Source organism: Ruegeria sp. YTSA064, assembly GCF_059610325.1.
On the sequence record NZ_JBXWNK010000004.1, the window covers coordinates 272,767 to 294,680 of the forward strand.

The window sequence follows — 21,914 nt, forward strand, 5'->3', positions numbered from 1 at the left end:
CCATTCCAAGAAATTCATGCTCCTCGCAAAAGCCAGTCGCTGTCTCTGGCGGTGAAGTGTGTTCTAAGGCGTAATTCCAGAACAGCAAAATCTGCCTCGCGAAGGTACTCCGACGCGTCATCTGCCGATTTAAAGAACTGTGCATTGTCTTTGAACATTCGGTCATTGCTCGTGGGAAAATACTTGTCGGCGTTCTCTGCCATGGCGTTTCGACGCGTACGGTCGTTTGCATAAACTCAAAAGGTGTTGGGAAATCATCTTTTGACAACGCGCTACTCACATTTCTTGGTTTTGCATTGAGACCGCAGCCTCAACCGAACCGTGTTCAGACGGTATGGCAATCTCTGGCAATCAAAGTTGGTGCAACTAATGCTTCGGGTGGAAGAAACTCTAATCTGAATGACTGCTTTCCAAGATTCGCATCTGGATTTCGCATCCACAGTGAATGTCTGCTCCCAGCCCAACCTTTCAAGCAAATTGAATTAGTCAACGTCCCAAGTATTGGGCTTTGGCAGCTGAAGTCCTCCATTTGAGACAATGGCAAACTTATGAGCTCGAAATGGCAATCCCTAGGGCCAAAATGGCAATACTATGGGTACGTGTAAAATGACCCATAGTTTGCCCATTTGACCTCATGTAACTCATTGTTTTTACTATGACCCATATTTGAATGTTACTCTTTGGCGTCCATAAAATACACATAGCATGTACATTAAATCTAAGTACTATTTGTCATGAAATTTGAGCCCTCAGTTTGAGCTGATGGTAGTTTTGATGCCTTACGGCCCACGAAGTCGCCCTCTCGCATCACTGAAAATCAAAGACCAACTGCTGTGAGGCATTCAGCAGCCTGATTTTTCGCCCCATTGATGCTTCAGCTTTCAAAGTAACTTCGGCAGCAGCACGTGCATCTTCTCCGGCATCATGGTGCTTGAATTGAAGCCCTAACACCTCTTTAAGATTGGCCAGACCATGCCCACCATTGCCCCGCAACTCCGGCCAGGCTTGGCGAGCGATGGCAACGCTGTTTGACCATACCGATTTCAACACTTGAAGTCCTGCAAGTCGGCACGCTGCATCAAAGGTTTTCTCATCGAAACGGCTATGTTGAATAAGCGGATATGCTTCAAGAACCGGACGCAGGTCAGGCAATACTTCTGCAAATTCGGGGGAGTTTTTGACCGTTGCAGCATCAATCCCATGCAACCGCGTATTGCCTGCGGCGAATGGCGTGCGGGGATCGATATAGGTGCTGTAAGTCGCAATTGAGTTGTCAAACCCAACAAAAGCGAGGCCAATTTGACAGATGCTCGCGATATCGTACCCGGCAGTCTCGACGTCCACAGCTATGAACCTGAGATTGTCGCTCAGTGGTTCGACCTGATTGAAACAGGTTGGTAAAGACAAAGATGTAGCATTGACCATGAGAACGATTTTCACACGCTTACTGACTGATGCAAAGCTCGACCAGCAGCTGAGCAAAGCAGCCAGGCTTCTTTTCCAGACCACGCAGCACATGATAGCAGTCATTGGTACAGGTTGTAGCGAACAGCGGAAGAGAGCCCACACCGGACCTCTTGATTTTGTGCTGCGCACGCTCGCAGCATGAATTTCTCTGCACACGCGCATTTATAGGTGACGCATCGCGGCGAGAAAACCGGCCATTCAATCAGATTGAACTTCGTTCCTGATCCCGGACACCGGGGCAAACTACCCGTGCCCAGGAAAGGCGCATGGAATGGGACAATCGAGACGGGCGTTCATAGATGAGTTCAAACCCGCAGGGTTCTAGGCCGGCCCATATCGCCGCGATCATTTTCAGCCCGCAACCAGTCCAGGAATGCCTCGGCCCCTTGAGACATCTGCCGATCCGTGAAAACGACAAAGTAACCCGCGTTCTCAACTCTGATGTCAGACAATCTGACAAGCGTTCCATCGCCAAATTCCGGCGCGACCAGATCATCCCACAGGGCGATCCCCTGGCCATCCACCACCGCCTGAACGCGGCTGTTGGAATCCGGGATGGTCAGGCTGGACCGGCTGGGGGCGTAAGGTAGCCCTGCTGCTGCGTGCCAGGCCTTCCACCCCGCATCGCCGGAGCTGTCCCCCAAGAGCGGAAGCTGCCTGACCGCCTCGGCCAGTCCAAGCTGCCTTACCTGCTCTGCGACTGCGCGGTTGGCAGTTGGAACGGCAGGCAGGGACAGAAGAAGTTCGCTTTTGTGACCCTTCCAGCCGCCTATTCCCCAGAGGACAGCCATGTCCACCCTGACGCTCTTCAGCATGTCCATAGAACTGATGGGTTCGATCCGCAGGCTGATACCGGGATTGGCCTCGAAAAAGCGAGTTAGCCTTGGCGATAACCACCGCGACGAGAAGTAGGTCAGTGCGCCAACGGTCACGGCACCTGAGGCCGAGCCGCGCAGGTCTTCGATTTCACGGTCGATCTGGCTCAGGGCCGTTTGGGACACATGCCACAACCTGCGCCCTTCTTCGGTCAGTTCCAGTTTTGCGTGCACCCGCTCGAACAGGCGAAAGCCGAGTTCGGCTTCAAGCTTGCCCACCTGGTAACTGATCGACCCTTTTGACTGATGCACCTCGTCCGCCGCCTTGGTCATCGACAGATTGCGGGCAACGGCATCAAAGGTCTTGAGGGCATCATAAGAACGAAAGCGCATGGGTATTGTCTAATTTTTTCGAACGACTTGTGCAAATCATTAGATTTGCGCCAAGCCCACCTGGCCCAATACACTAAATCTAATGCGTGGCACCCATCTGTCCTTGTCGAAGATCACCCGCAGGCGTCTAACAACTCTGAACGGTGAATTTCATGACAACTGACCTCTCCCACACCCGTTACGCGGTCAAAGCCTTCAAGAACATTGGCGAGCGCCCGCGCGAACTGACCCGCACAATGCCGCCCCATCCGTTGAGCTATATGGAGCTGCCTTTTGATCCTGAATACACGCTCTACAATTCGCGCCTGACACCAGAAAAGCTCGACACAGCCACGGATGACGAGATGTATTGGGCCGTGCGCACCAACGTCATCTTTCGCCACACCGGCGAGTTGCCAATTGAGATCAGCGGGCCGGATGCGGAAACGCTGCTGAACAAGGTTTTCACCCGGAGTGTTAGCAAGGTGAAACCGGGCCGCTGCTCCTATCAATTCGCCTGTTACCACGATGGCGGCATGATCACCGATGGCGTGCTGTTGCGGCTGTCGCAGGACAGGTTCTGGATGGCGCAGGCCGACGGCGACCTGTTCAGCTGGTACAAGGCCCACGCCGAGGGGCTGGACGTGAAAATCCACGATCCGAATGTCTGGGTCAGCCAGATACAGGGGCCACGTTCGCTGGAACTGCTGGCCACCGTGCTTGATGGCCCCATGCCCGATCCATTCCGCTATTTCGATTGCGCTGAGGTCTCCATCGCGGGCCAGACCTGCTGGATCAGCCGCTCGGGCTTCACCAACGAGCTGGGGTGGGAGGTCTACCTGCTGCCCGACACCGACATCCCCGCCATCGGCGACCGGATCATGGAGGTCGGTGCGGCATTCGGCATTCTGCTGACCGGAACGCCGGTGTTCCGCGCGCGGCGGATCGAGGCCGGGTTGCTCAACGCTGGGTCAGATTTCGGAGCCGAGACGACGCCGTTTGAGGCAGGGCTTGGCGGTTTTGTCGAATTTGAAGATCGTGACTTTGTTGGCCGCAAAGCACTGGAGGCCGCCGATAAATCCTGCCGCACCTGGGGCATGCGTGTGTCCGGCGGCGTGGCGCAGCTTGGACGCGTCATGACCATTGATGGAAAAGATGTTGGCCGTGTCTGTTCCTCGGGCTATTCGCCGTATCAGGGCTGTGGTGTTTGCATCGTGCGCATGGACGACCCCGCACAGGGTCCGGGCACACAGGTCGATGTGCTCTGCGCCGATGGGTCCACCCAGAGCGGTGAGCTCTGCACCCTGCCGATGTACGACGCCGACCGGCTCATTCCGCGCGGCAAATTGGTGGATATCCCGACCAAACCGATCGCGGCGGAATGACGATGTATGACATGAACCTCACCACCTCGCACTTCCCGGCGCAGAATGATGCGGAAATCCGCGACATCACGGTTGGCGGGTTGCTGCGAGAGGTAGCAGCCAGTCATCCGGATGCCGTGGGGATGGTGGATGTCGCGGAGAGCGGTTACTGTGGCCAGTCATGGACCTACGCGGAGATACTGGCACAGGCCGAGAGCCTTGCCGAGGCCCTCGCCACCCGGTTCGAAGTTGGTGACAGGGTCGTCGTCTGGGCACCCAATATCCCCCAGTGGATTTTCATGGAATATGCCTGCGGCATGGCGGGGCTGGTTCTGGTTACAGCCAATCCGTCTTTTCAGGCCTCCGAGCTCAAATATGTGCTGGAACAATCAGGGGCTGTCGGACTGTTCATGGTGGACGGGTACCGAGGCAATCCGATGGCTGAGATTGCGCGCGAGGCGACAAAAGGCAACACGCGCCTGCGCGAGGTCGTCAATCTGGAATGCGAGGATGCTCTCTACGCCCATGGTGAGCGACCCGCCATCCTGCCAGATGTCCAGCCGGATGATGCTGCGCAGATCCAGTACACCTCGGGAACAACAGGTTTTCCAAAGGGCGCGGTGCTCAGCCACAAGAACCTGGTGAACAACGCGCGGCTTTTCTGCGCACGCAAACAGGTTGGGCCGCACTCAGTCTGGGCCAACTTCATGCCGCTCTTTCACACGGCGGGCTGTGCCACTGGGGCGCTCGGATGCCTTCAGGCCGCGTGCAAGATGCTGCTGATCAAGCGTTTTGATGCCAATGTCTTTGCGCGATTGATCGAGGAACAGGGCGTCACAACCTGTTTCGCCGTTCCCACCATGTTGTTCAACCTGCTGGAATCCCTCGAACAAACCCCGCGCGACATGTCTTTACTTGAGGTTATCACGACGGGCGGAGCGCCTGTGCCACCCGATCTGGTTCGCCGGGTGCGGGACCGATTGGGCTGTCACTTGCTCAGCGCGTTTGGGCAGACGGAACACAGCCCGATGATCTGCCTGAACCCGGTCGAAGCAACGCTTAAACAGATCATGGAAACCGCAGGCCCGCCCTTGCCGCAGACCGAGGTGTCGATCCGCTCTCCAGAGGACAACCGCGTGCTCCCAATAGGTGAAGTCGGCGAAATATGCGCGCGATCCTACGCTGTGATGATCGGATACAATGACAATCCAGAAGCAACCGCCGCCGCTATCGACGCAGACGGCTGGCTGCATACCGGCGATCTGGGAACGATGGATGCTCAAGGTTTCGTGCGGGTGACGGGTCGTGTGAAGGACATGATCATACGCGGCGGTGAAAACCACTTCCCGGCCGAGATCGAAGCGGTGTTGGTGACCCACCGCAACGTCGCTCAGGTGGCCGTGGTCGGCCTGCCGGATGAGAAATGGGGAGAGGTGATCGCGGCATTCATCCTGTCCGACCAACCCCTCGACGTTGCTGATTTGCGCACCCACTGCCGGGCGCATCTGTCCGCGCAGAAAACGCCATCGGTCTGGGTGCGTGTGCCGGACTTCCCGCTGACAGGCTCTGGCAAGGTGCAGAGATTCGCTATTCGTGAGAAGTTCCTCGCAGGTAACTACGGAGAGGTTCTGCAATGAGCGTTCGCGTCGAAAAGGATGGTCCGGTCTGGACCATCATCCACTCCCGCCCTGAGGCTCGCAATGCCATGGATCCGGAAAGTGCCACTGCACTTTTTGAGGCGTTCCAGTCGTTTGACGCGGACGTCACCGCCAGCGTTGTAGTGTTCTGGGGCGAAGGCGGTGCCTTTTGCGCCGGGTGGGATTTGAAGCATGCAGCCTCCCTTGCCGGGGCCGAGGCGCTTGATCCGTTCGACTTTCCCGATGAGGGTGAGCCGCCGATGGCGGCCATGGGACCCAGCCGGTTGGAGCTCAGCAAACCGGTGATCGCCGCTGTGGCCGGGCCTGCCGTGGCGGGTGGCATGGAACTGGCGCTTTGGTGCGATATCCGGGTGATGGAAGAAACCGCCTTCATGGGGGTCTACTGCCGCCGTTGGGGTATTCCATTGATCGACGGTGGCACGGTGCGCCTGCCGCGACTGGTGGGTGAAGGCTGCGCGATGGACCTGATCCTGACCGGTCGCCGCGTCGATGCGGAAGAGGCACTGCGAATTGGGCTGTGCGAATACGTCGTGCCTGAAGGCGACGCGCGAACCAAGGCCGAAGCGCTGGCCCATGACATCGCCCGTTTCCCCCAAAGCTGCATGCGCGCAGATCGCCGGTCTGTGCGGGCACAGCACGGGTTAACTGAACGTGACGCTCTTCGACAGGAATGGAAGGGCAGCAAGGCCGAGGTCACCAAAGGTGTCCAAGGCGCCACCCGGTTTGCCAGCGGCAAGGGCCGTGGCGGTGATTTCAGCGATGTATGATTTGACCCTCACCACCTCCCGTGCTCCTGCCCAGTCCGACATGGAGACGCGCGAGATCACCATCGGTGCATTGCTGCGTGAGGTTGCTGCGGCGCGCCCGGATGCCGAGGCCTTGGTCGAAGTCATGCAGGACGGATCAGAAGGGCAGCGCTGGACCTATGCCGAACTGCTGGCCGAGGCCGAGCGACTTGCGCTGGCGCTGTCCAGTCGTTTTGCGCCCGGTGAACGGGTAGTGATCTGGTCACCCAACAGCCCAGAATGGGTGTTGATGGAATATGCCTGTTCGCTGTCAGGGCTGGTTCTGGTCACCGCGAACCCAGCCTTTCAGGCGCGCGAACTGGCCTATGTGCTGGAACAATCCGGCGCGGTTGCCCTGTTCCTTGTCGAGGAATTCCGCGGCAACCCAATGGGCCGGATTGGAGCTGAGGTCGTGACCGACATCGCTGCCATCCGCGAAGTCACAGATATGGAAAGTGACGCGTTCTTTGCACAGGGCACCCGCCCGCCTGCCTTGCCCGAAGTTGCCCCGGGCGACGCTGCGATGATCCAATATACGTCCGGCACAACAGGTTTTCCCAAGGGTGCTGTTCTCAGCCATCGCGGATTGGTCAACAATGCACGCTTCTACGCGTCCCGCTGCGGCGCGACCGAGACGACCACATGGGTCAACATCATGCCGATGTTCCACACCTCAGGCTGTGGCATGGTCACTCTGGGCTGCTTGCAAGCCGGGTGCAAAATGGTGCTGGTCAGCCTGTTTGACCCGAACATCGTGCTGGATCAGTTGGAAGCGAGCGGCGCTGACATCATCCTTGGCGTACCGACCATGGTGGTGGCGCTTCTCGACGCGCAAGAGGCGCGTCCGCGAAACCTCTCAGCCCTGAAGCTTGTCAGCTGCGGCGGATCGATGGTGGCGCCCGAATTGGTGCGCCGGGTCGAGGCGCTGATGGGGGCCGGATTTTCAACGCTCTATGGCCAGACCGAGCATTGCCCGGTAATCACGCAACACCATTTGTCAGACAGTATTGACGACATCTGCAACACGGCTGGCCAGCCGGTTGCGCAAACCGAGGTCTCGATCCGCAGTGTCGATGACAATAGCGTTGTCGCCGTCGGAGAGGTCGGGGAAATCTGTGCCCGCGGCCCCTGCGTCATGCTGGAATACAACGACAACCCCAAGGCCACGTCCGAGACCGTCGACGCGATGGGTTGGCTGCACACCGGCGATCTGGGCCGGATGGATGCGCGCGGCTACGTCACCGTCACTGGCCGCGTCAAGGAGATGATCATCCGCGGCGGCGAGAACCATTTCCCGGCCGAGATCGAGAACTGCCTATTGGAACACGCGAGCGTGGCCGAGGTCGCCGTTGTCGGCCTGCCGGACCCGAAATGGGGCGAGGTTATCGGCGCCTTCCTCCGCGGCACTGAACCGCTCGACAAGACCGCGCTGCATGCCCATTGCCGCGCAAACATGTCCCCGCAGAAAACCCCGAATATCTGGGTGCAGGTCGAGGTTTTCCCTCTGACCGGCTCGGGCAAGATCCAGAAATTCATCCTCCGCGACCGGTTTGTCGCCGGGGACTTCACCGAACTTTGAAAGGCAGGACACGCCATGCAAGACGCCACACGACATTACATCAACGGCCAATGGGTTACCTCGATCGACGGGCGCGAAGTGGAAGTTGAAAACCCGTCCACAGAAAAAAAGATCGCCACGATCACTTTGGGTGGCGTCGCTGTTGCCGACGCGGCCGTCGCCGCAGCCAAGGCAGCTTTCCCGGCCTGGGCGGCAACAGACCCTTTGGGCCGGATCGCCGCACTGGAGCGGTTGATGGAGGTCTACAAGGGCCAAGCCGAAGACATGGCACAGGCCATCAGCTTTGAGATGGGTGCACCTATCGCATTGGCAAAGACGGCGCAGGTCGGTGCCGGGGCGGGGCATCTCAAGAACACCATTCGGGCGGCCAAGGCTTTTGCCTTTGAACGTCCCTTGGGGGACCACGCGCCCGGCGACGTGATCCTGTACGAGCCGGTCGGTGTCTGCGCCCTGATCACCCCATGGAACTGGCCGATGAACCAGGTGATGCTGAAACTCGCCCCGGCGCTGGCCGCTGGGTGTACGGTGGTTCTGAAACCCTCTGAACTCTCGCCACTCAGTGCCATTCTGCTGGCCGAGATGATCGATGCAGCGGGCTTCCCACCCGGCGTGTTCAATCTTGTGAACGGTGATGGTGCCGGTGTTGGCGCGCATCTCACCGCGCACCCGGACGTGGACATGGTCAGCTTCACCGGATCAACCCGAGCTGGGGTCGCGATCAGCAAGGCGGCAGCGGAGACCGTCAAGCGCGTCAGTCTCGAACTGGGGGGCAAGGGGGCCAACATCATCTTTGCCGATGCCGACGAAAAGGCGGTCGCACGCGGTGTGCGCCATTGCTTCAACAATACCGGCCAGTACTGCAATGCACCCACAAGGATGCTGGTGGAGCGGTCGATCTATGACGCGGCTGTTGAAACTGCCCGAGTGGCGGCCGGGAAAACCGAGGTTGGCCCCGCTGATGTCGAGGGTCGCCAGATCGGCCCGGTCGTCTCCGGGGTCCAGTTCAACCGGATCCAATACTACCTCAAGCAAGGGATCGATGAAGGCGCCAGGCTTGTGGCTGGCGGGATGGGCAAGCCGGACGGGCTGAGCACCGGGCATTTCGTCCGGCCTACGGTCTTTGCCGATGTCACGCCTGACATGACCATCTGGCGGGAGGAAATCTTTGGCCCGGTTCTGACCATGACACCATTCGATACCGAGGAAGAGGCGATCGCCCTGGCCAATGACACACCTTATGGGCTGACCAATTATGTCCAGACCCCCGATAAATCTCGTGCCCGTCGGGTGGCGCGGCGGCTGCGCTCGGGTATGGTCGAGATGAACGGTAAATTCGGCGGGGCCGGAACACCCTTTGGCGGGATGAAGCAATCCGGTACTGGCCGCGAAGGCGGTGTCTGGGGGCTGGAGGAGTTCCTGGAGGTCAAGGCCGTGAGTGACTGGGGGTGAGCATGGCAAAGGTTCTTTACGAAAAAGATGGCCGGATCGGGCGGATCACCCTGAACCGCCCCGAGGTGATGAATGCCATCGACGACGATCTGCCGCGCGAACTGGCGGCGGCGGTGGCCGAGGCGGATGCCGACAGGGGCGTGCATTTGATGGTCCTGTCCGGTGCCGGCAAGGCATTCTGCGCGGGCTACGATCTGGCCCATTATGCCGAAGGCAACGGCCCCAACAAGGTGGTGCAGGACATGCCATGGGACCCAATGCAAGATTTCCAGTTCATGTGGGCGAATACGCAGGCCTTCATGTCGCTCTTCAGGGCGATGAAACCGGTGATCTGCAAGGTTCACGGCTTTGCCGTCGCGGGTGGGTCGGATATCGCGCTCTGCGCTGATTTGACCATCATGGGAGAGACAGCGCAGATCGGCTACATGCCCACCCGGGTCTGGGGGTGCCCGACCACGGCAATGTGGGTGCATCGGCTCGGGCCTGAGAAGGCCAAGCGGATGATGTTCACGGGCGACAAGGTAGCTGGTGTTGAGGCCGCCGAAATGGGACTCGTTTTGAAATCCGTACCCGATGACCAGCTGGACGACGAGGTCGAGGCGCTGGCTGCGCGCATTGCGTCCGTGCCGATTAACCAGCTGGCCATGCAGAAAATGGTGATTAACGCGGCGGTCGAGGAAAAGATCAACCAAACACAGCGCCTTGCCACCGTGTTCGATGGCGTCACTCGCCATTCACCCGAAGGCATGAACTTCAAAGCCCGCGTGGAGCAAGTCGGCTGGAAACAGGCTGTGCACGAACGGGACACCGGCACCTTCGACTGGACCCGCAACAAACCCTTCGATTGAAAATTTGAGTACGGCGACCGAAACTGAGCCTCCCCAACTGAACTGGTCCGACGTTATGTTTAGGAAACGGAGGACCGAGAATGGCAAACAAGCGACCGAAGCCGGAAGAGATTGTCTCGAAGTTGCGGCAAGTTGAGGTGCTGATGGGGCAAGGGATGCCTCGTCTGGATGCGATCAGACAGATCGGCGTTGTCGAACAGACCTATTCACGCCTGTCATCTCAACACCCACCCTGTATGTCATTGATGGTAGCTGAATCCAGAGAGCTTTGCGAAACACCCAAATCGTAAATCAGGCCCGCAGGGGTTATATGTATATTTGGCATCACTACCCACTTTATATGTATAATCTGATTTTTAGATAATCTGAAAATGAGATTACTGGAAATGTCCGAAGCATCATACGGACACTCAATTGACCAAAACACTTCGCACCGACGGACACTTGGCGCTCATTGAAGCGCTCATTTCAGCCCGTAAGTCACAAAAACTCTCTCAGGCAGCCTTGGCTGACCGGTTGAAGTGCCATCAATCGTTCGTCGCGCGGATCGAGTCGGGTCAGCGGCGTATTGATGTGCCAGAATTGGTGATCATTGCGCGGGCGCTCGATGTTCCTGCGGAACACTTCTTCGAAGCCGTCATTAAGGCAGTGCCACCGGGTGAACGGATTTAACGACTTGATTTCGTTGACTAATCACACAATTCACAAAGGGCTTTTGCGGCTTTGGGTGTGACCGAAGCATGATTTTCACGTCCAAAATTTACTCAAACCCCATACCCAAAATAGAGACGGCTTCACCCGAAAGCATCGTTGTGAAGCCGCTCAATGTACAACCTATGTGTAGATAGTGGACCCAAGTTAGAACGAAATGGGCAAACTATGGGTCATTTCACAACATCAACAACTATGTACCCAGAATCTAACCGCATTTCGAATGGCCGCAACTTCTGCAGGTCATGCAGCCTTCGATCATCACCATGTCGAACTGACCACAGGACGGGCATGCTTTGCCGCGTGGAGTGTCGATATTGACAACTTGCGCCTGGGGGTCCGACTTTAGGCCCATTCCTTCACCTTCGAGAAATCCGATTACAACCATATGCTGCTCGATCACGCCACCGATTGCAGCAAGAATTGAGGGGATGTACTTGCCCTTGACCCAAGCCCCGCCGCGTGGATCAAAGACGGCTTTCAGTTCCTCCACAACAAACGAAACATCTCCGCCCCGGCGGAAAACAGCGGAAATCATCCGCGTCAGGGCCAGCGTCCAGGCATAGTGCTCCATGTTCTTCGAATTGATGAATACTTCGAACGGTCTACGACGACCACTGATGACAATGTCGTTGATCGTCAGATAGATCGCGTGTTCGCTGTCGGGCCATTTCAGCTTGTACGTCGACCCTTCCAGAGATTGCGGACGATCCAGCGGCTCTGACATATAGACGACTTCGCCGACATCAACCTCCTGCGGCGCAGCGGCACTTTCACCTGGTGCTGTATCTGTACTCTCTGACACGGTCAGAACAGAACCCGTCACATCGTTGGGGCGATAGGTCGTACAACCTTTGCAGCCTTGATCCCAAGCCTGCATGTAGACATCCTTGAAGGCGTCAAAGCTTATATCCTCGGGGCAGTTGATGGTCTTCGAAATCGAGCTGTCGATCCACTTCTGCGCCGCGGCCTGCATCTTGACGTGATCAGACGGCGACAGCGTTTGTGCGTTAACGAAATAGTCGGGCAGCTCCGTATCCCCGAACTTATCGCGCCACATCTGGACGGCATAGTCGACTACTTCTTCTTCAGTGCGCGAACCGTCTTTCTGCAGCACTTTGCGCGTGTAAGCATAAGCAAAGACCGGTTCGATCCCCGACGACACGTTCCCGGCATAGAGCGAGATCGTCCCCGTCGGCGCGATCGACGTCAGCAGCGCGTTGCGGATGCCGTGTTCGCGGATCGCATCGCGCACATCGTCATCCATCTGTTGCATCGTACCACTGGCCAAATATTTCTCAGCATCGAACAAAGGAAACGTGCCTTTCTCCTTTGCCAGGTCCACCGACGCCAGATACGCGGCGCGGGCGATCGCGTGCAGCCATTGCTCGGTCTGACGCGCCGCCTCGTCCGAGCCATAGCGCAGGCCCAACATCAGCAGTGCATCTGCGAGACCCGTTACGCCCAGCCCGATACGGCGTTTGTCTTGCGCTTCCGCCTCTTGTTCAACCAGCGGGAATTTCGACGCGTCGACCACGTTGTCCATCATGCGAACGGCGGTGGCGACCAGCTCTTGCAAAGCGTCCTCATCCAGATGCGCCGCGTCCTCAAAGGGCTCGGCCACCAACCGCGCCAGATTGATCGAACCCAACAGGCAAGCACCATAAGGTGGCAAAGGCTGTTCGCCGCATGGATTGGTCGCAGCAATCGTCTCGACGTAGCTGAGGTTGTTGGCAGTGTTGATGCGGTCGATGAAGATCACACCTGGCTCGGCATAATCATAGGTCGCCTGCATGATCTTGTTCCATAGATCACGGGCCTGAACTATGTGATAGACTTTGCCGTCAAACACCAAATCCCACGGGCCATCGGCTTTGACGGCCTCCATGAACGGATCTGTCACCAGCACGGACATGTTGAACATGCGCAGGCGCGCCGGGTCGGACTTGGCGGTGATGAACTGTTCGATATCCGGGTGGTCACAGCGCATGGTCGCCATCATCGCCCCACGGCGCGAGCCCGCGGACATGATCGTGCGACACATTGCATCCCACACATCCATAAAGCTCAGCGGACCAGATGCGTCGGCGGCAACCCCTTTGACGTCCGCGCCGCGTGGACGGATGGTCGAGAAATCGTAACCGATCCCCCCACCCTGCTGCATGGTCAGAGCGGCCTCTTTCAGCATATCGAAGATGCCGCCCATGCTGTCGGGGATCGTGCCCATCACAAAGCAGTTGAACAGGGTCACCTGACGTGCGGTGCCCGCCCCAGCAGTGATGCGACCAGCAGGGAGGTATTTGAAATCCTCAAGCGCGGTGTAGAATTTTTCTTCCCAACGCTCCGGGTCCTGTTCCACCCGCGCCAGATCACGTGCAATTCGCCGCCAACTGTCCTCGACCGTCTGATCGATGGGTGTGCCATCCGCCTGTTTGAAGCGGTATTTCATGTCCCAAATCTGCTCGGCGATGGGGGCGGCAAAGCGGCTCATTGGTGATTCCCTGTGCTGAAAGAGGTATTCAGACTATCATCCACAATACCTTGATGACAATCGCGCATGAGCTACAATGGATAGACAGTCGATGAACGACTCTGTGGGAAAGCTGTGGATAACTACGTAAACCTCATCAAACTTTCGGTCGGATCAGAAAGCGTCGACACGCTGATCGCATGGCAGGACAGCCGAAAACCTCTTTATGAGGACGGATGCCCGCGCCATGTCACACGTATGTGGCCCAAACGTGAATCCGAGATTTTGAATGGCGGATCAATCTATTGGGTGATCAAAGGTGTCGTCCAATGCCGTCAGCAGATTCTACGGCTGGACGAGGTGCGCGGTGAGGATGGAATCCGACGCTGTGCCATCGTTCTCGACCCCGAGGTGCATCGCACGCAGAACGCTCTGAAACGCCCGTTCCAAGGCTGGCGCTATCTGAAACCCGAGGATACTCCGGCCGATTTGCCCAGAGGACGCGAGCAAGACGATGCCCTGCCCGACGACCTGAACCGTGCCCTGGCGGATATCGGCGTGCTTTAGCGCAACCGATCCAGTAGGTCGTTCAGAATCGTCTTCTCGGATGCGTTATAGGTTGCCACCCGGCTGCGCCACAAAGTCGCCTGCGACTGCAAGATCGACCCATCTGATAGGATTTTCAGGTGGTTGGCCCGCAGAGTTTCGCCAGTTGACGTAATATCAGCAATCGCCTCGGCGGTTTCGTTCACCACCGTGCCCTCAGTAGCACCCTGGCTATCGACCAGCGTGTAGTCGGCCACGCCCGCTTCTGTCAGGAATTCACGAACCAAACGGTGATACTTGGTGGCGATACGCAGCCGGTGCCCGTGAGCCTTGCGGAAACTCGCAGCTGCCGCGTCCAGATCGTCCAACGTATCCACATCGACCCAGCAGGCAGGTGTTGCGATGATCAAGTCAGCCTTGCCGAACCCAAGCGGGGCGACCTCTTCGACCTGCTGTTCCCACCGCGGCAGTTTCTCTTGCACCAGATCAATCCCGGTCACGCCCAGATGAACGCGCCCAGCGGCAAGCTCGCGCGGTATCTCCCCGGCGGATAGCAGGATCAGCGAGACGCCATCAATCCCCTCAACTTTGCCTGCATATTCCCGGTCCGATCCGTTGCGCGAAAGGGTGATGCCGCGCTTTTCAAACCACGCGAAGGTCTTGTCCATCAATCGGCCCTTCGAGGGCACGCCCAGTTTCAGGCTCATTGCGCGGCCTCCTCGATTTCGAGCATCAGGTCCGGGCGGATCACGCCGCCAATAGCCGGAATCTCGGCCCCACCTCCCAATTGCCGGGTCAGCGCATCATAGCGCCCACCGGTTGCGACCGGTGGCAGATCAGGGCGGCCTTCGGCGTAAAAACCGAATACAAAACCGTCGTAATACTCCATCGAGGTTCTGCCATAAGACGCCTCAAAATCCAGTGTATTCACGTCCACGCCCCGCGCCTGCAGGGCTGCGATACGGGCTTCCAAACGATCCAGCGCGGGCGTGATCTGCGGCAGGTCAACCGCCACGTCGCGCAATTGTTCCAGCGCAAAAGGCATGGTTTCGCGCACATTCAGCAGTGTCTCCAAACCGGCCAGTTCATTGTCCGAGATCGGCGGCGCGGCGCGGTCTTCGCGTAGGGCTTCTATCCGGTCGAGGATTTCCGGCGCGCGGCGTTTACCGATCATGGGCACGTCAATCGCCAATGGGTCAGCTGCGTCAAGCAGAGCATCGCGACCCTCAAGGCCCGCTTTGCGCCCGGCGTATCGGTCCAGCAGAACGCGGAACCGGCGAGGCCGCCAGAGATGCCGCATCAGCGCGGCCTTGCGGCGGTCAGTTGTCTTCAGTCCCGCGACAGCGGCGATCAGAATGCCGATATCACCGGTCGCTGCCCGCAAGGGTAGCCCGCGTAGTTGCAGGGCAAACAGCGAAAAAACTTCGGCATCTGCCCCAGCGGGGTCTTCGCGATCAAAGACTTCGTAACCGACCTGGATATACTCATTAGCCCGGTCGGGATCGTGTTCCTGACGACGGAACACTTCGCCGGAATAGGTGTATCTTGCAGGTTCAGCCCCTTCGGACATGTGCATCTGCACCACTGGCAAGGTGAAGTCCGGGCGCAGCATCTGCTCACCCCGCAGCGCGTCCGAGGTCACATAGGCGCGCGCGCGGATATCTTCACCGTAGAGGTCCAGCAGCGTACCCGCAGGTTGCAACAAAGGTGTGTCCACCACATGCCCACCCGCGGCCTCGAACCGGACGCGCATCATTGCGGCGCGGGCCTGTATCTGGGAACGATTGGGCATGGGTCAGTCCTGACTGTCCAAAATTTCGCGCACCTTGGCGACCAGATCTCCGCGTAGCACTTCAAACTGGCTGGGTCGTTCTTTCCATTCCTCAAGCGTGGCGCTTTCGGCAATCTTTGCGCCAAGGATCAGGTCCTTGATTTGCACAATTCCCTTTTCTTTTTCGTCACCACCTTCGATCACAGCGATCGGAGAGTTCCGCTTGTCCGCGTATTTCAGTTGGTTGCCAAAGTTCTTGGGGTTGCCCAGATACACCTCGGCCCGGATACCTGCATTGCGCAGCTCGGTTACCATGGCTTGATAGTCGGCCATCCGATCCCGATCCATGACGGTGACGACCACCGGACCGGTGGCTTGCGCTGCGATCCGACCCTTTTCGCGGAGCGCGGCTAGTAAACGATCAACACCGATCGAAATACCCGTCGCGGGCACTTCCTGTCCGGTAAAACGCTTGACCAGATCGTCATAGCGACCACCGCCTGATACCGACCCGAATTGCCGCTTGCGGCCTTTCTCGTCGAATATCTCGAAGGTCAGTTCGGCCTCATAAACCGGCCCAGTGTAGTAGCCGAGGCCACGGACAACCGAAGGATCAATCTCGATCCGGTCCGATCCATACCCCCCCGCATCCAGCAGGGCACCGATCTGCTCCAGCTCGGCAATGCCATCCGCGCCAATCTTGCTGTCGCCCACGGCGGCGCGCAGGTTGGCCAGCGTACCAGCGGTGTCGGTAGCTTTCGAGGTCAGGAACGCGATCACAGGTTCGGCCTGATCATCGCTGAGACCAACACCATCAATGAACGCCCCAGAGGCATCCAGTCGGCCCTTGGTCAGCAGCTCTCGCACACCGGCCTCCCCGACCTTATCGAACTTATCGATAGTGCGCAGAACATTATCGCGGGCGGCCAAGTCTTCGCCCAGCCCCATCGCCTCAAGCACTCCATTCAGAACCTTGCGGTTATTGACGCGCACAAGATAGTCACTGCGGGGAATGCCCACTGTCTCCAGCGTGTCCGACAACATCGCGCAAATCTCGGCATCCGCGGCCATCGAGGCCGTGCCCACGGTATCCGCATCACATTGATAAAACTGGCGATACCGCCCCGGCCCTGGCTTCTCGTTTCGCCAGACCGGACCCATCGCATAGCGACGATAAGGCGTGGGCAGGTCGTTGCGGTGCTGCGCGTAAACGCGAGCCAAAGGCGCCGTCAGGTCATAACGCAGAGCCATCCAGTCGCCATTGCCGCCCTCGTCGAATTCCTGCCATGCAAACACGCCTTCGTTTGGGCGATCCACGTCCGGAAGGAACTTGCCCAGCGCGTCGACGGTCTCAACCGCGCTGCTCTCCAAGGCATCGAACCCGTAACGATGATAGACGCCCGCAATCGTCCGCAGCATCTCGGTGCGCTGCGTAACTTCCTCGCCGAAATAGTCACGGAACCCTTTCGGCGTTACGGCCTTGGGGCGGGGCTGTTTCTTGGGCTTGGCCATGTGGGGCGTCCTTGGGATTTAGTGTTCCGCGCGCGGTCTATCCCATGGCCCGCATCGGAGCAAGGCGGGGTTTCACTGGTCATGGGCTGCCGGGGTCGCTATGAGACGCCTATAAGGAGAGCCCCATGCAGCATCTGGAAGAACAGATCGCCCATCTGACCCGCACGGTTGAAGAGCTGAACTCGGTCGTCACAAACCAACAGAGCGAGATCGACCGCCTGACCCGTCGTGTCGAGATGTTACTGCAGCGCGAGGCCGAACGGGCGCAGGAAGGCTCAGGCGGAGTTGTGTTCGGCGACGAACGTCCGCCGCATTATTGAGTGATCACAACCCCAGTGTCGATTTCACCGCATTGTCGACCACCCCGCCCAGAAGGGCGTTCTTGTCTGCGGCACAGCCCTCGGACAGAGCGGCAATGAAGGCTTCGCGCAGTTGGGCCTTTTCCTCGTCAGTGGCTGCATGATCCTCGATATTGATCTGGCGGTTGTAAAGCGACAGGGCCGTCATCTTTCCAACCACAGCCACGACAAATTCTTCGTCGCCATCAGCCTCTTCCGCAATCGATGCGCATGTATAGTGCATCACGGGCAAGGCATCCTGCACCAATTGCTCTGCAGAATCGTCAGCCACAGCAAATGTCGGAAGGACAAAAAGCGCGGCACAGGCGGTGGATTTGATGGAATTTTTCAGCATCATGATCACTTCCAGTTATGTCCGATAATCGCCCCGGCGACACCGCCGACCGCGGCCCCCTTGCCGTCTCCGACTAAAGCACCGACGCCTGCACCAACCAGAGCGCCAGTAACAGTATTTTTCTTCTTGTCGTCCGCTTGAACGGCTGTGGCCAACGCCAAAGCACATGCCACCGCTAGGCTAAGTGATCTGAAATCAATACCTGAATTCGTCATTTCGGAACCCTCCTGTGAAATGACCTCTAAGGTTATTCAGTCAGCCTAGCTGGGCACATCGCTCAAGGCAACAATTCGGTTTGTGGTCAAACTTCCTCGATCTCCGAGATCCCCTCAAGCGATTTGAGGGCACCTTTGATCTGGGGATTGATCGCATAGTTTCGTCCCAGATCCAATTCGACCTCACCCGGCAAACCGGGATCAAGCAGGCAGACGTAAACTGGGCCTTTGGCAGCCCTTTTGGCGTTGCTATCTGCGTCTTCCAACACTTTCGCCATGCTTGGCAAAACCTTTGAATCTTCCACAAATACACGCAGGCCTGTGGCCCCAGCCTCGGCGACCACCACGTCGACCGGACCAACTGACCGACCCAACAGCTTGAGCTGATCCGCCTCCATCGTCGCTTCGGCGGTCAGCACCACCTGCGCGCCGGTTTCCAGAAACTCTCGGGATTTCTCTAGTGTTTCTGAAAATAGCGTGACCTCGAATGCTCCGGTGGGGTCAGAGAGCTGAGCAAATGCGAACCGATTGCCACGCGCCGACTTTCGCTCTTGCCGTCCGGCGACGACACCGGCCATCTTTGCAATAAACGGACCAGAGCGCGCCTTTTCAGTCACCTGATCTAGTGTCAGCACCTGTTTTCGCTTCAATGCAGGCATATAATCATCCAGCGGATGGCCGGACAGATAGAACCCGATGGCCTTGAATTCTTCGCTCAATCTCTCGGCGGGCAGCCAATCTGGTGCGGGTGACAGCCGAGGTTCGGGCAGGTCATCTCCTGCTTCACCAAACAGCGACACCTGGTTTGAGTTTTTCTGATCGTGGATGGCGGCTGAATATTGCACCAGCGGGTCCAGGCTTTCAAACACGCGACGGCGGTTCTTGTCGAGTTCATCGAACGCACCGGCACGCGCCAGCATCTCTAGCGGGCGCTTGCCGACTTTTTTCAGATCAACACGGCGAGCAAAATCGAAGAGGTTCACAAATGGCTTATCCGCGCGCCCATCGACGACGAGGTTCATCGCCTCAACACCCACGTTTTTCAGCGCACCCAGCGCATAGACCAGATGTCCTTCCACCACGTCAAACGTCGCCTGGGATCGGTTCACGCAGGGCGGCACATAGGGCAGTTCCAGTCCCTTTCGGACCTCTTCGAAATAGACAGCCAGCTTGTCGGTCAGATGGATATCGCAGTTCATGACGCCCGCCATGAACTCGACCGGATGGTTGGCCTTCAGCCAGCCGGTCTGGTAGCTGACGACCGCATAGGCGGCAGCGTGGGATTTGTTGAAACCATAGTTGGCGAACTTTTCCAGCAGGTCGAAGACCTCGGAGGCCTTCTTGGCGTCAACCCCATTCTCGCCCGCACCCTTTTCGAATTTGGGGCGTTCGGCGTCCATCGCCTCTTTAATCTTCTTGCCCATAGCACGCCGCAGAAGGTCGGCACCGCCTAGGCTGTACCCCGCCATGACCTGCGCGATCTGCATCACCTGTTCCTGATAGACGATGATGCCTTGGGTTTCCTCAAGGATATGGTCGATCAGAGGATGTACGGATTCGATCTTGCGCAGCCCGTTCTTGACCTCGCAATAGGTCGGGATGTTCTCCATCGGGCCGGGACGATAGAGCGCCACAAGGGCCACGATGTCCTCAATGCAGGTGGGTTTCATACGCTTGAGCGCATCCATCATGCCCGAGGATTCCACCTGGAACACCGCCACGGTCTTGGCCGCCGAATAGAGCTTGTATGTCGCCTCATCATCCAGCGGGATGGCGTTGATCTGGTTCTCGGCACCTTCGGCGGGTTCATAGAGTTCAGTGCCATCGGCAGCGATATGCAAATCCCGCCCAGACTTGAAGATCAAATCCATAGCATTCTGGATCACAGTCAGCGTTTTCAGGCCCAGAAAGTCGAATTTTACTAACCCGGCCTGTTCTACCCATTTCATGTTGAACTGGGTCGCGGGCATGTCCGAGCGCGGATCCTGATAGATCGGCACCAGTGCATCCAAAGGACGGTCGCCAATCACCACACCAGCCGCGTGGGTTGAGGCGTTGCGCAGCAATCCTTCGACCTGCTGGCCGTAAGTTAAAAGCCGGTCGACAACTTCTTCGCTGCGTGCCTCTTCCCGTAGGCGCGGTTCATCCTTCAATGCCTTTTCAATGGAAACGGGTTTAACGCCTTCGACCGGGATCATCTTGGAAAGTCGATCCACCTGCCCGTAGGGCATTTGCAGGACCCGCCCGATATCACGCACGGCAGCTTTCGACAGGAGTGCACCGAAGGTGATAATCTGACCTACCTTGTCGCGCCCGTATTTCTGCTGCACATAGCGGATCACCTCTTCGCGGCGGTCCATGCAGAAATCGATATCAAAGTCTGGCATCGAGACCCGCTCGGGGTTCAGGAACCGTTCGAACAGCAGCGAATAACGTAGTGGGTCAAGGTCGGTAATCGTCAGCGCATAGGCCACCAGCGAGCCCGCACCCGAGCCACGTCCCGGGCCAACCGGGATGTCTTCATCCTTTGCCCATTGGATAAAGTCGGCAACGATCAGGAAATAGCCGGGGAACCCCATGCCTTCAATGATGTCGAGTTCGAAATCCAGACGCTCTTGATATTCTTCCGGTGTCACCGCATGCGGGATCACCGCCAGACGCTTCTGCAGGCCCTCATTCGCAATGCGGCGCAATTCTGCCACTTCGTCATCAGCAAATTTTGGCAGGATCGGATCGCGGCGATAGGCCATAAACGCGCAGCGCTTGGCGATCTCAATCGTGTTTTCAATCGCCTCGGGCAGATCGGCAAACAGGGTCGCCATCTCTTGCTGCGACTTGAAATAGTGCTGTGCGGTCAGGCGGCGGCGGCCTTCCTGCTGGTCAACATAGGCACCTTCGGCGATACAGATCAGCGCGTCATGCGCCTCATACATGTCCGTGGTCGGGAAATAGACGTCGTTTGTGGCGACCAGCGGCAGGTTCTTGGCATAAGCCATCTCGACATGGCCGCGCTCGGTCAGGCGTTCGGCCTCGGGCTGACCATCTTCACCTGGGTGACGCTGCAGTTCGACATATAGCCTGTCTGGGAACATCGCGGCCAGTCGATCCATCAGAGCCTCGGCCGCTGGGCGCTGGCCTTGTTGCAACGACATCCCAACCGGCCCATCTGGCCCACCCGTCAAGCAGATCAAGCCGTCCGAGTGCTTTGACAATTCGTCTAATGTAACCTGCGGCAACTGCCCGCCCTTGTCCACGTAAAGGCACGAGCTGAGCTTCATCAGGTTTTCATAACCGACCTCGGATTGTGCCAGAAGAAGCAAGGGCGCAGGCGCCTTCGGCTTCTCACCCGGCTGTGCTTGTACGTAGGTCAGATCAACTTGACAGCCCATAATCGGCTGAATGCCCGCCCCGCTGGCGGTCACGGCGAACTCCAGCGCCGAGAACATGGAATTGGTGTCGGTCACCGCAACGGCGGGCATTTCCATCTTCTCGCAAAGACCCGGCAGCTTTTTTAGCCGCACGGCACCTTCAAGCAGAGAATATTCGGTGTGAACGCGGAGGTGAATGAATCGGGGATGGCTGCTCATTCCTGCAAGCTATCCCAGCAAACAGGGATGCAAAAGCAGGAACCCACCCCATGGATTCGGCAAAATAATCGC

19 protein-coding genes and 1 pseudogene are annotated in these 21,914 nt (G+C 58.0%); 10 read left to right on the forward strand and 10 right to left on the reverse strand.

What is annotated here, in order from left to right:
- Nucleotides 1-14: 14 nt before the first annotated feature.
- The 3 genes from AC2FI7_RS08250 to AC2FI7_RS08260 form a co-directional block, all read right to left on the reverse strand.
- The gene (locus tag AC2FI7_RS08250; RefSeq protein WP_010443277.1) at nt 15-203 is read right to left on the reverse strand and encodes a hypothetical protein; all 189 of its coding nucleotides are present in this window, start codon (nt 201-203) and stop codon (nt 15-17) included.
- Between the two features lie 604 nt (nt 204-807).
- Nucleotides 808-1,425 carry a 3'-5' exonuclease gene (locus AC2FI7_RS08255; RefSeq protein WP_010443278.1) on the reverse strand — a complete coding sequence of 206 codons (618 nt, stop codon included), beginning with the start codon at nt 1,423-1,425 and terminating at the stop codon, nt 808-810.
- Between the two features lie 347 nt (nt 1,426-1,772).
- The gene (locus AC2FI7_RS08260; RefSeq protein WP_010443280.1) at nt 1,773-2,675 is read right to left on the reverse strand and encodes a LysR substrate-binding domain-containing protein; all 903 of its coding nucleotides are present in this window, start codon (nt 2,673-2,675) and stop codon (nt 1,773-1,775) included.
- A 152-nt stretch (nt 2,676-2,827) separates the two neighbouring features.
- On the opposite strand from AC2FI7_RS08260, the gene AC2FI7_RS08265 reads away from it, so the two are divergent.
- The 8 genes and pseudogenes from AC2FI7_RS08265 to AC2FI7_RS08300 all read left to right on the forward strand — a co-directional run bounded on the left by AC2FI7_RS08265 (nt 2,828) and on the right by AC2FI7_RS08300 (nt 11,009).
- Nucleotides 2,828-4,039, forward strand: coding sequence for an aminomethyl transferase family protein (locus AC2FI7_RS08265; protein ID WP_010443281.1), 1,212 nt, complete (start codon nt 2,828-2,830; stop codon nt 4,037-4,039).
- 11 nt (nt 4,040-4,050) lie between these two features.
- A complete protein-coding gene (locus AC2FI7_RS08270) occupies nt 4,051-5,655 on the forward strand; it encodes a class I adenylate-forming enzyme family protein (RefSeq protein ID WP_496815632.1) in 1,605 nt (534 codons plus the stop codon).
- Nucleotides 5,652-6,443, forward strand: coding sequence for a crotonase/enoyl-CoA hydratase family protein (locus AC2FI7_RS08275; RefSeq protein ID WP_010443283.1), 792 nt, complete (start codon nt 5,652-5,654; stop codon nt 6,441-6,443). Before AC2FI7_RS08270 ends, AC2FI7_RS08275 begins: the two co-directional genes overlap by 4 nt.
- Nucleotides 6,436-8,040 carry a class I adenylate-forming enzyme family protein gene (locus tag AC2FI7_RS08280; protein ID WP_010443284.1) on the forward strand — a complete coding sequence of 535 codons (1,605 nt, stop codon included), beginning with the start codon at nt 6,436-6,438 and terminating at the stop codon, nt 8,038-8,040. The genes AC2FI7_RS08275 and AC2FI7_RS08280 overlap by 8 nt, the downstream gene beginning before the upstream one ends.
- Before the next feature lie 15 nt (nt 8,041-8,055).
- Nucleotides 8,056-9,489: an aldehyde dehydrogenase family protein gene (locus AC2FI7_RS08285; protein ID WP_010443285.1), complete on the forward strand. Its 1,434-nt coding sequence runs from the start codon at nt 8,056-8,058 to the stop codon at nt 9,487-9,489.
- A gap of 2 nt (nt 9,490-9,491) precedes the next feature.
- The gene (locus AC2FI7_RS08290) at nt 9,492-10,337 is read left to right on the forward strand and encodes a crotonase/enoyl-CoA hydratase family protein (RefSeq protein WP_010443286.1); all 846 of its coding nucleotides are present in this window, start codon (nt 9,492-9,494) and stop codon (nt 10,335-10,337) included.
- A gap of 80 nt (nt 10,338-10,417) precedes the next feature.
- A pseudogene (locus tag AC2FI7_RS08295) lies at nt 10,418-10,543 on the forward strand (IS3 family transposase); the annotation flags it as partial.
- 208 nt (nt 10,544-10,751) lie between these two features.
- Nucleotides 10,752-11,009, forward strand: coding sequence for a helix-turn-helix domain-containing protein (locus AC2FI7_RS08300; RefSeq protein WP_010443288.1), 258 nt, complete (start codon nt 10,752-10,754; stop codon nt 11,007-11,009).
- A 247-nt stretch (nt 11,010-11,256) separates the two neighbouring features.
- On the opposite strand, the gene AC2FI7_RS08305 is transcribed toward AC2FI7_RS08300, so the two are convergent.
- A complete protein-coding gene (locus tag AC2FI7_RS08305; protein WP_010443289.1) occupies nt 11,257-13,539 on the reverse strand; it encodes an adenosylcobalamin-dependent ribonucleoside-diphosphate reductase in 2,283 nt (760 codons plus the stop codon).
- A gap of 114 nt (nt 13,540-13,653) precedes the next feature.
- Here AC2FI7_RS08305 and AC2FI7_RS08310 point away from each other — a divergent pair, with 114 nt between their 5' ends.
- Complete coding sequence (locus AC2FI7_RS08310) at nt 13,654-14,085, forward strand: DUF1489 family protein (protein WP_010443290.1); 432 nt, start codon at nt 13,654-13,656, stop codon at nt 14,083-14,085.
- On the opposite strand, the gene hisG is transcribed toward AC2FI7_RS08310, so the two are convergent.
- From hisG to hisS, 3 genes are read right to left on the reverse strand one after another with little or no spacing between them, the layout of a single operon-like run.
- A complete protein-coding gene (hisG, locus tag AC2FI7_RS08315) occupies nt 14,082-14,771 on the reverse strand; it encodes an ATP phosphoribosyltransferase (protein ID WP_010443291.1) in 690 nt (229 codons plus the stop codon). The two genes, AC2FI7_RS08310 and hisG, sit on opposite strands and share 4 nt — an antisense overlap.
- Nucleotides 14,768-15,856, reverse strand: coding sequence for an ATP phosphoribosyltransferase regulatory subunit (locus AC2FI7_RS08320; RefSeq protein WP_010443292.1), 1,089 nt, complete (start codon nt 15,854-15,856; stop codon nt 14,768-14,770). The genes hisG and AC2FI7_RS08320 overlap by 4 nt, the downstream gene beginning before the upstream one ends.
- 3 nt (nt 15,857-15,859) lie before the next feature.
- Nucleotides 15,860-17,347, reverse strand: a complete 1,488-nt coding sequence (gene hisS / locus AC2FI7_RS08325; RefSeq protein WP_010443293.1) for a histidine--tRNA ligase — start codon at nt 17,345-17,347, stop codon at nt 15,860-15,862.
- 125 nt (nt 17,348-17,472) lie between these two features.
- Here hisS and AC2FI7_RS08330 point away from each other — a divergent pair, with 125 nt between their 5' ends.
- Nucleotides 17,473-17,667 carry a SlyX family protein gene (locus AC2FI7_RS08330; RefSeq protein WP_010443294.1) on the forward strand — a complete coding sequence of 65 codons (195 nt, stop codon included), beginning with the start codon at nt 17,473-17,475 and terminating at the stop codon, nt 17,665-17,667.
- Nucleotides 17,668-17,671: 4 nt separating this feature from the next.
- Here AC2FI7_RS08330 and AC2FI7_RS08335 read toward each other — a convergent pair whose 3' ends face one another.
- The 3 genes from AC2FI7_RS08335 to dnaE all read right to left on the reverse strand — a co-directional run bounded on the left by AC2FI7_RS08335 (nt 17,672) and on the right by dnaE (nt 21,842).
- On the reverse strand, nt 17,672-18,043 hold the full coding sequence (locus AC2FI7_RS08335; RefSeq protein ID WP_010443295.1) for a hypothetical protein: 372 nt from the start codon (nt 18,041-18,043) through the stop codon (nt 17,672-17,674).
- Nucleotides 18,044-18,045: 2 nt separating this feature from the next.
- The gene (locus AC2FI7_RS08340; RefSeq protein WP_010443296.1) at nt 18,046-18,255 is read right to left on the reverse strand and encodes a YMGG-like glycine zipper-containing protein; all 210 of its coding nucleotides are present in this window, start codon (nt 18,253-18,255) and stop codon (nt 18,046-18,048) included.
- Between the two features lie 86 nt (nt 18,256-18,341).
- Nucleotides 18,342-21,842 carry a DNA polymerase III subunit alpha gene (dnaE, locus tag AC2FI7_RS08345; protein ID WP_010443297.1) on the reverse strand — a complete coding sequence of 1,167 codons (3,501 nt, stop codon included), beginning with the start codon at nt 21,840-21,842 and terminating at the stop codon, nt 18,342-18,344.
- Nucleotides 21,843-21,914: the final 72 nt, after the last annotated feature.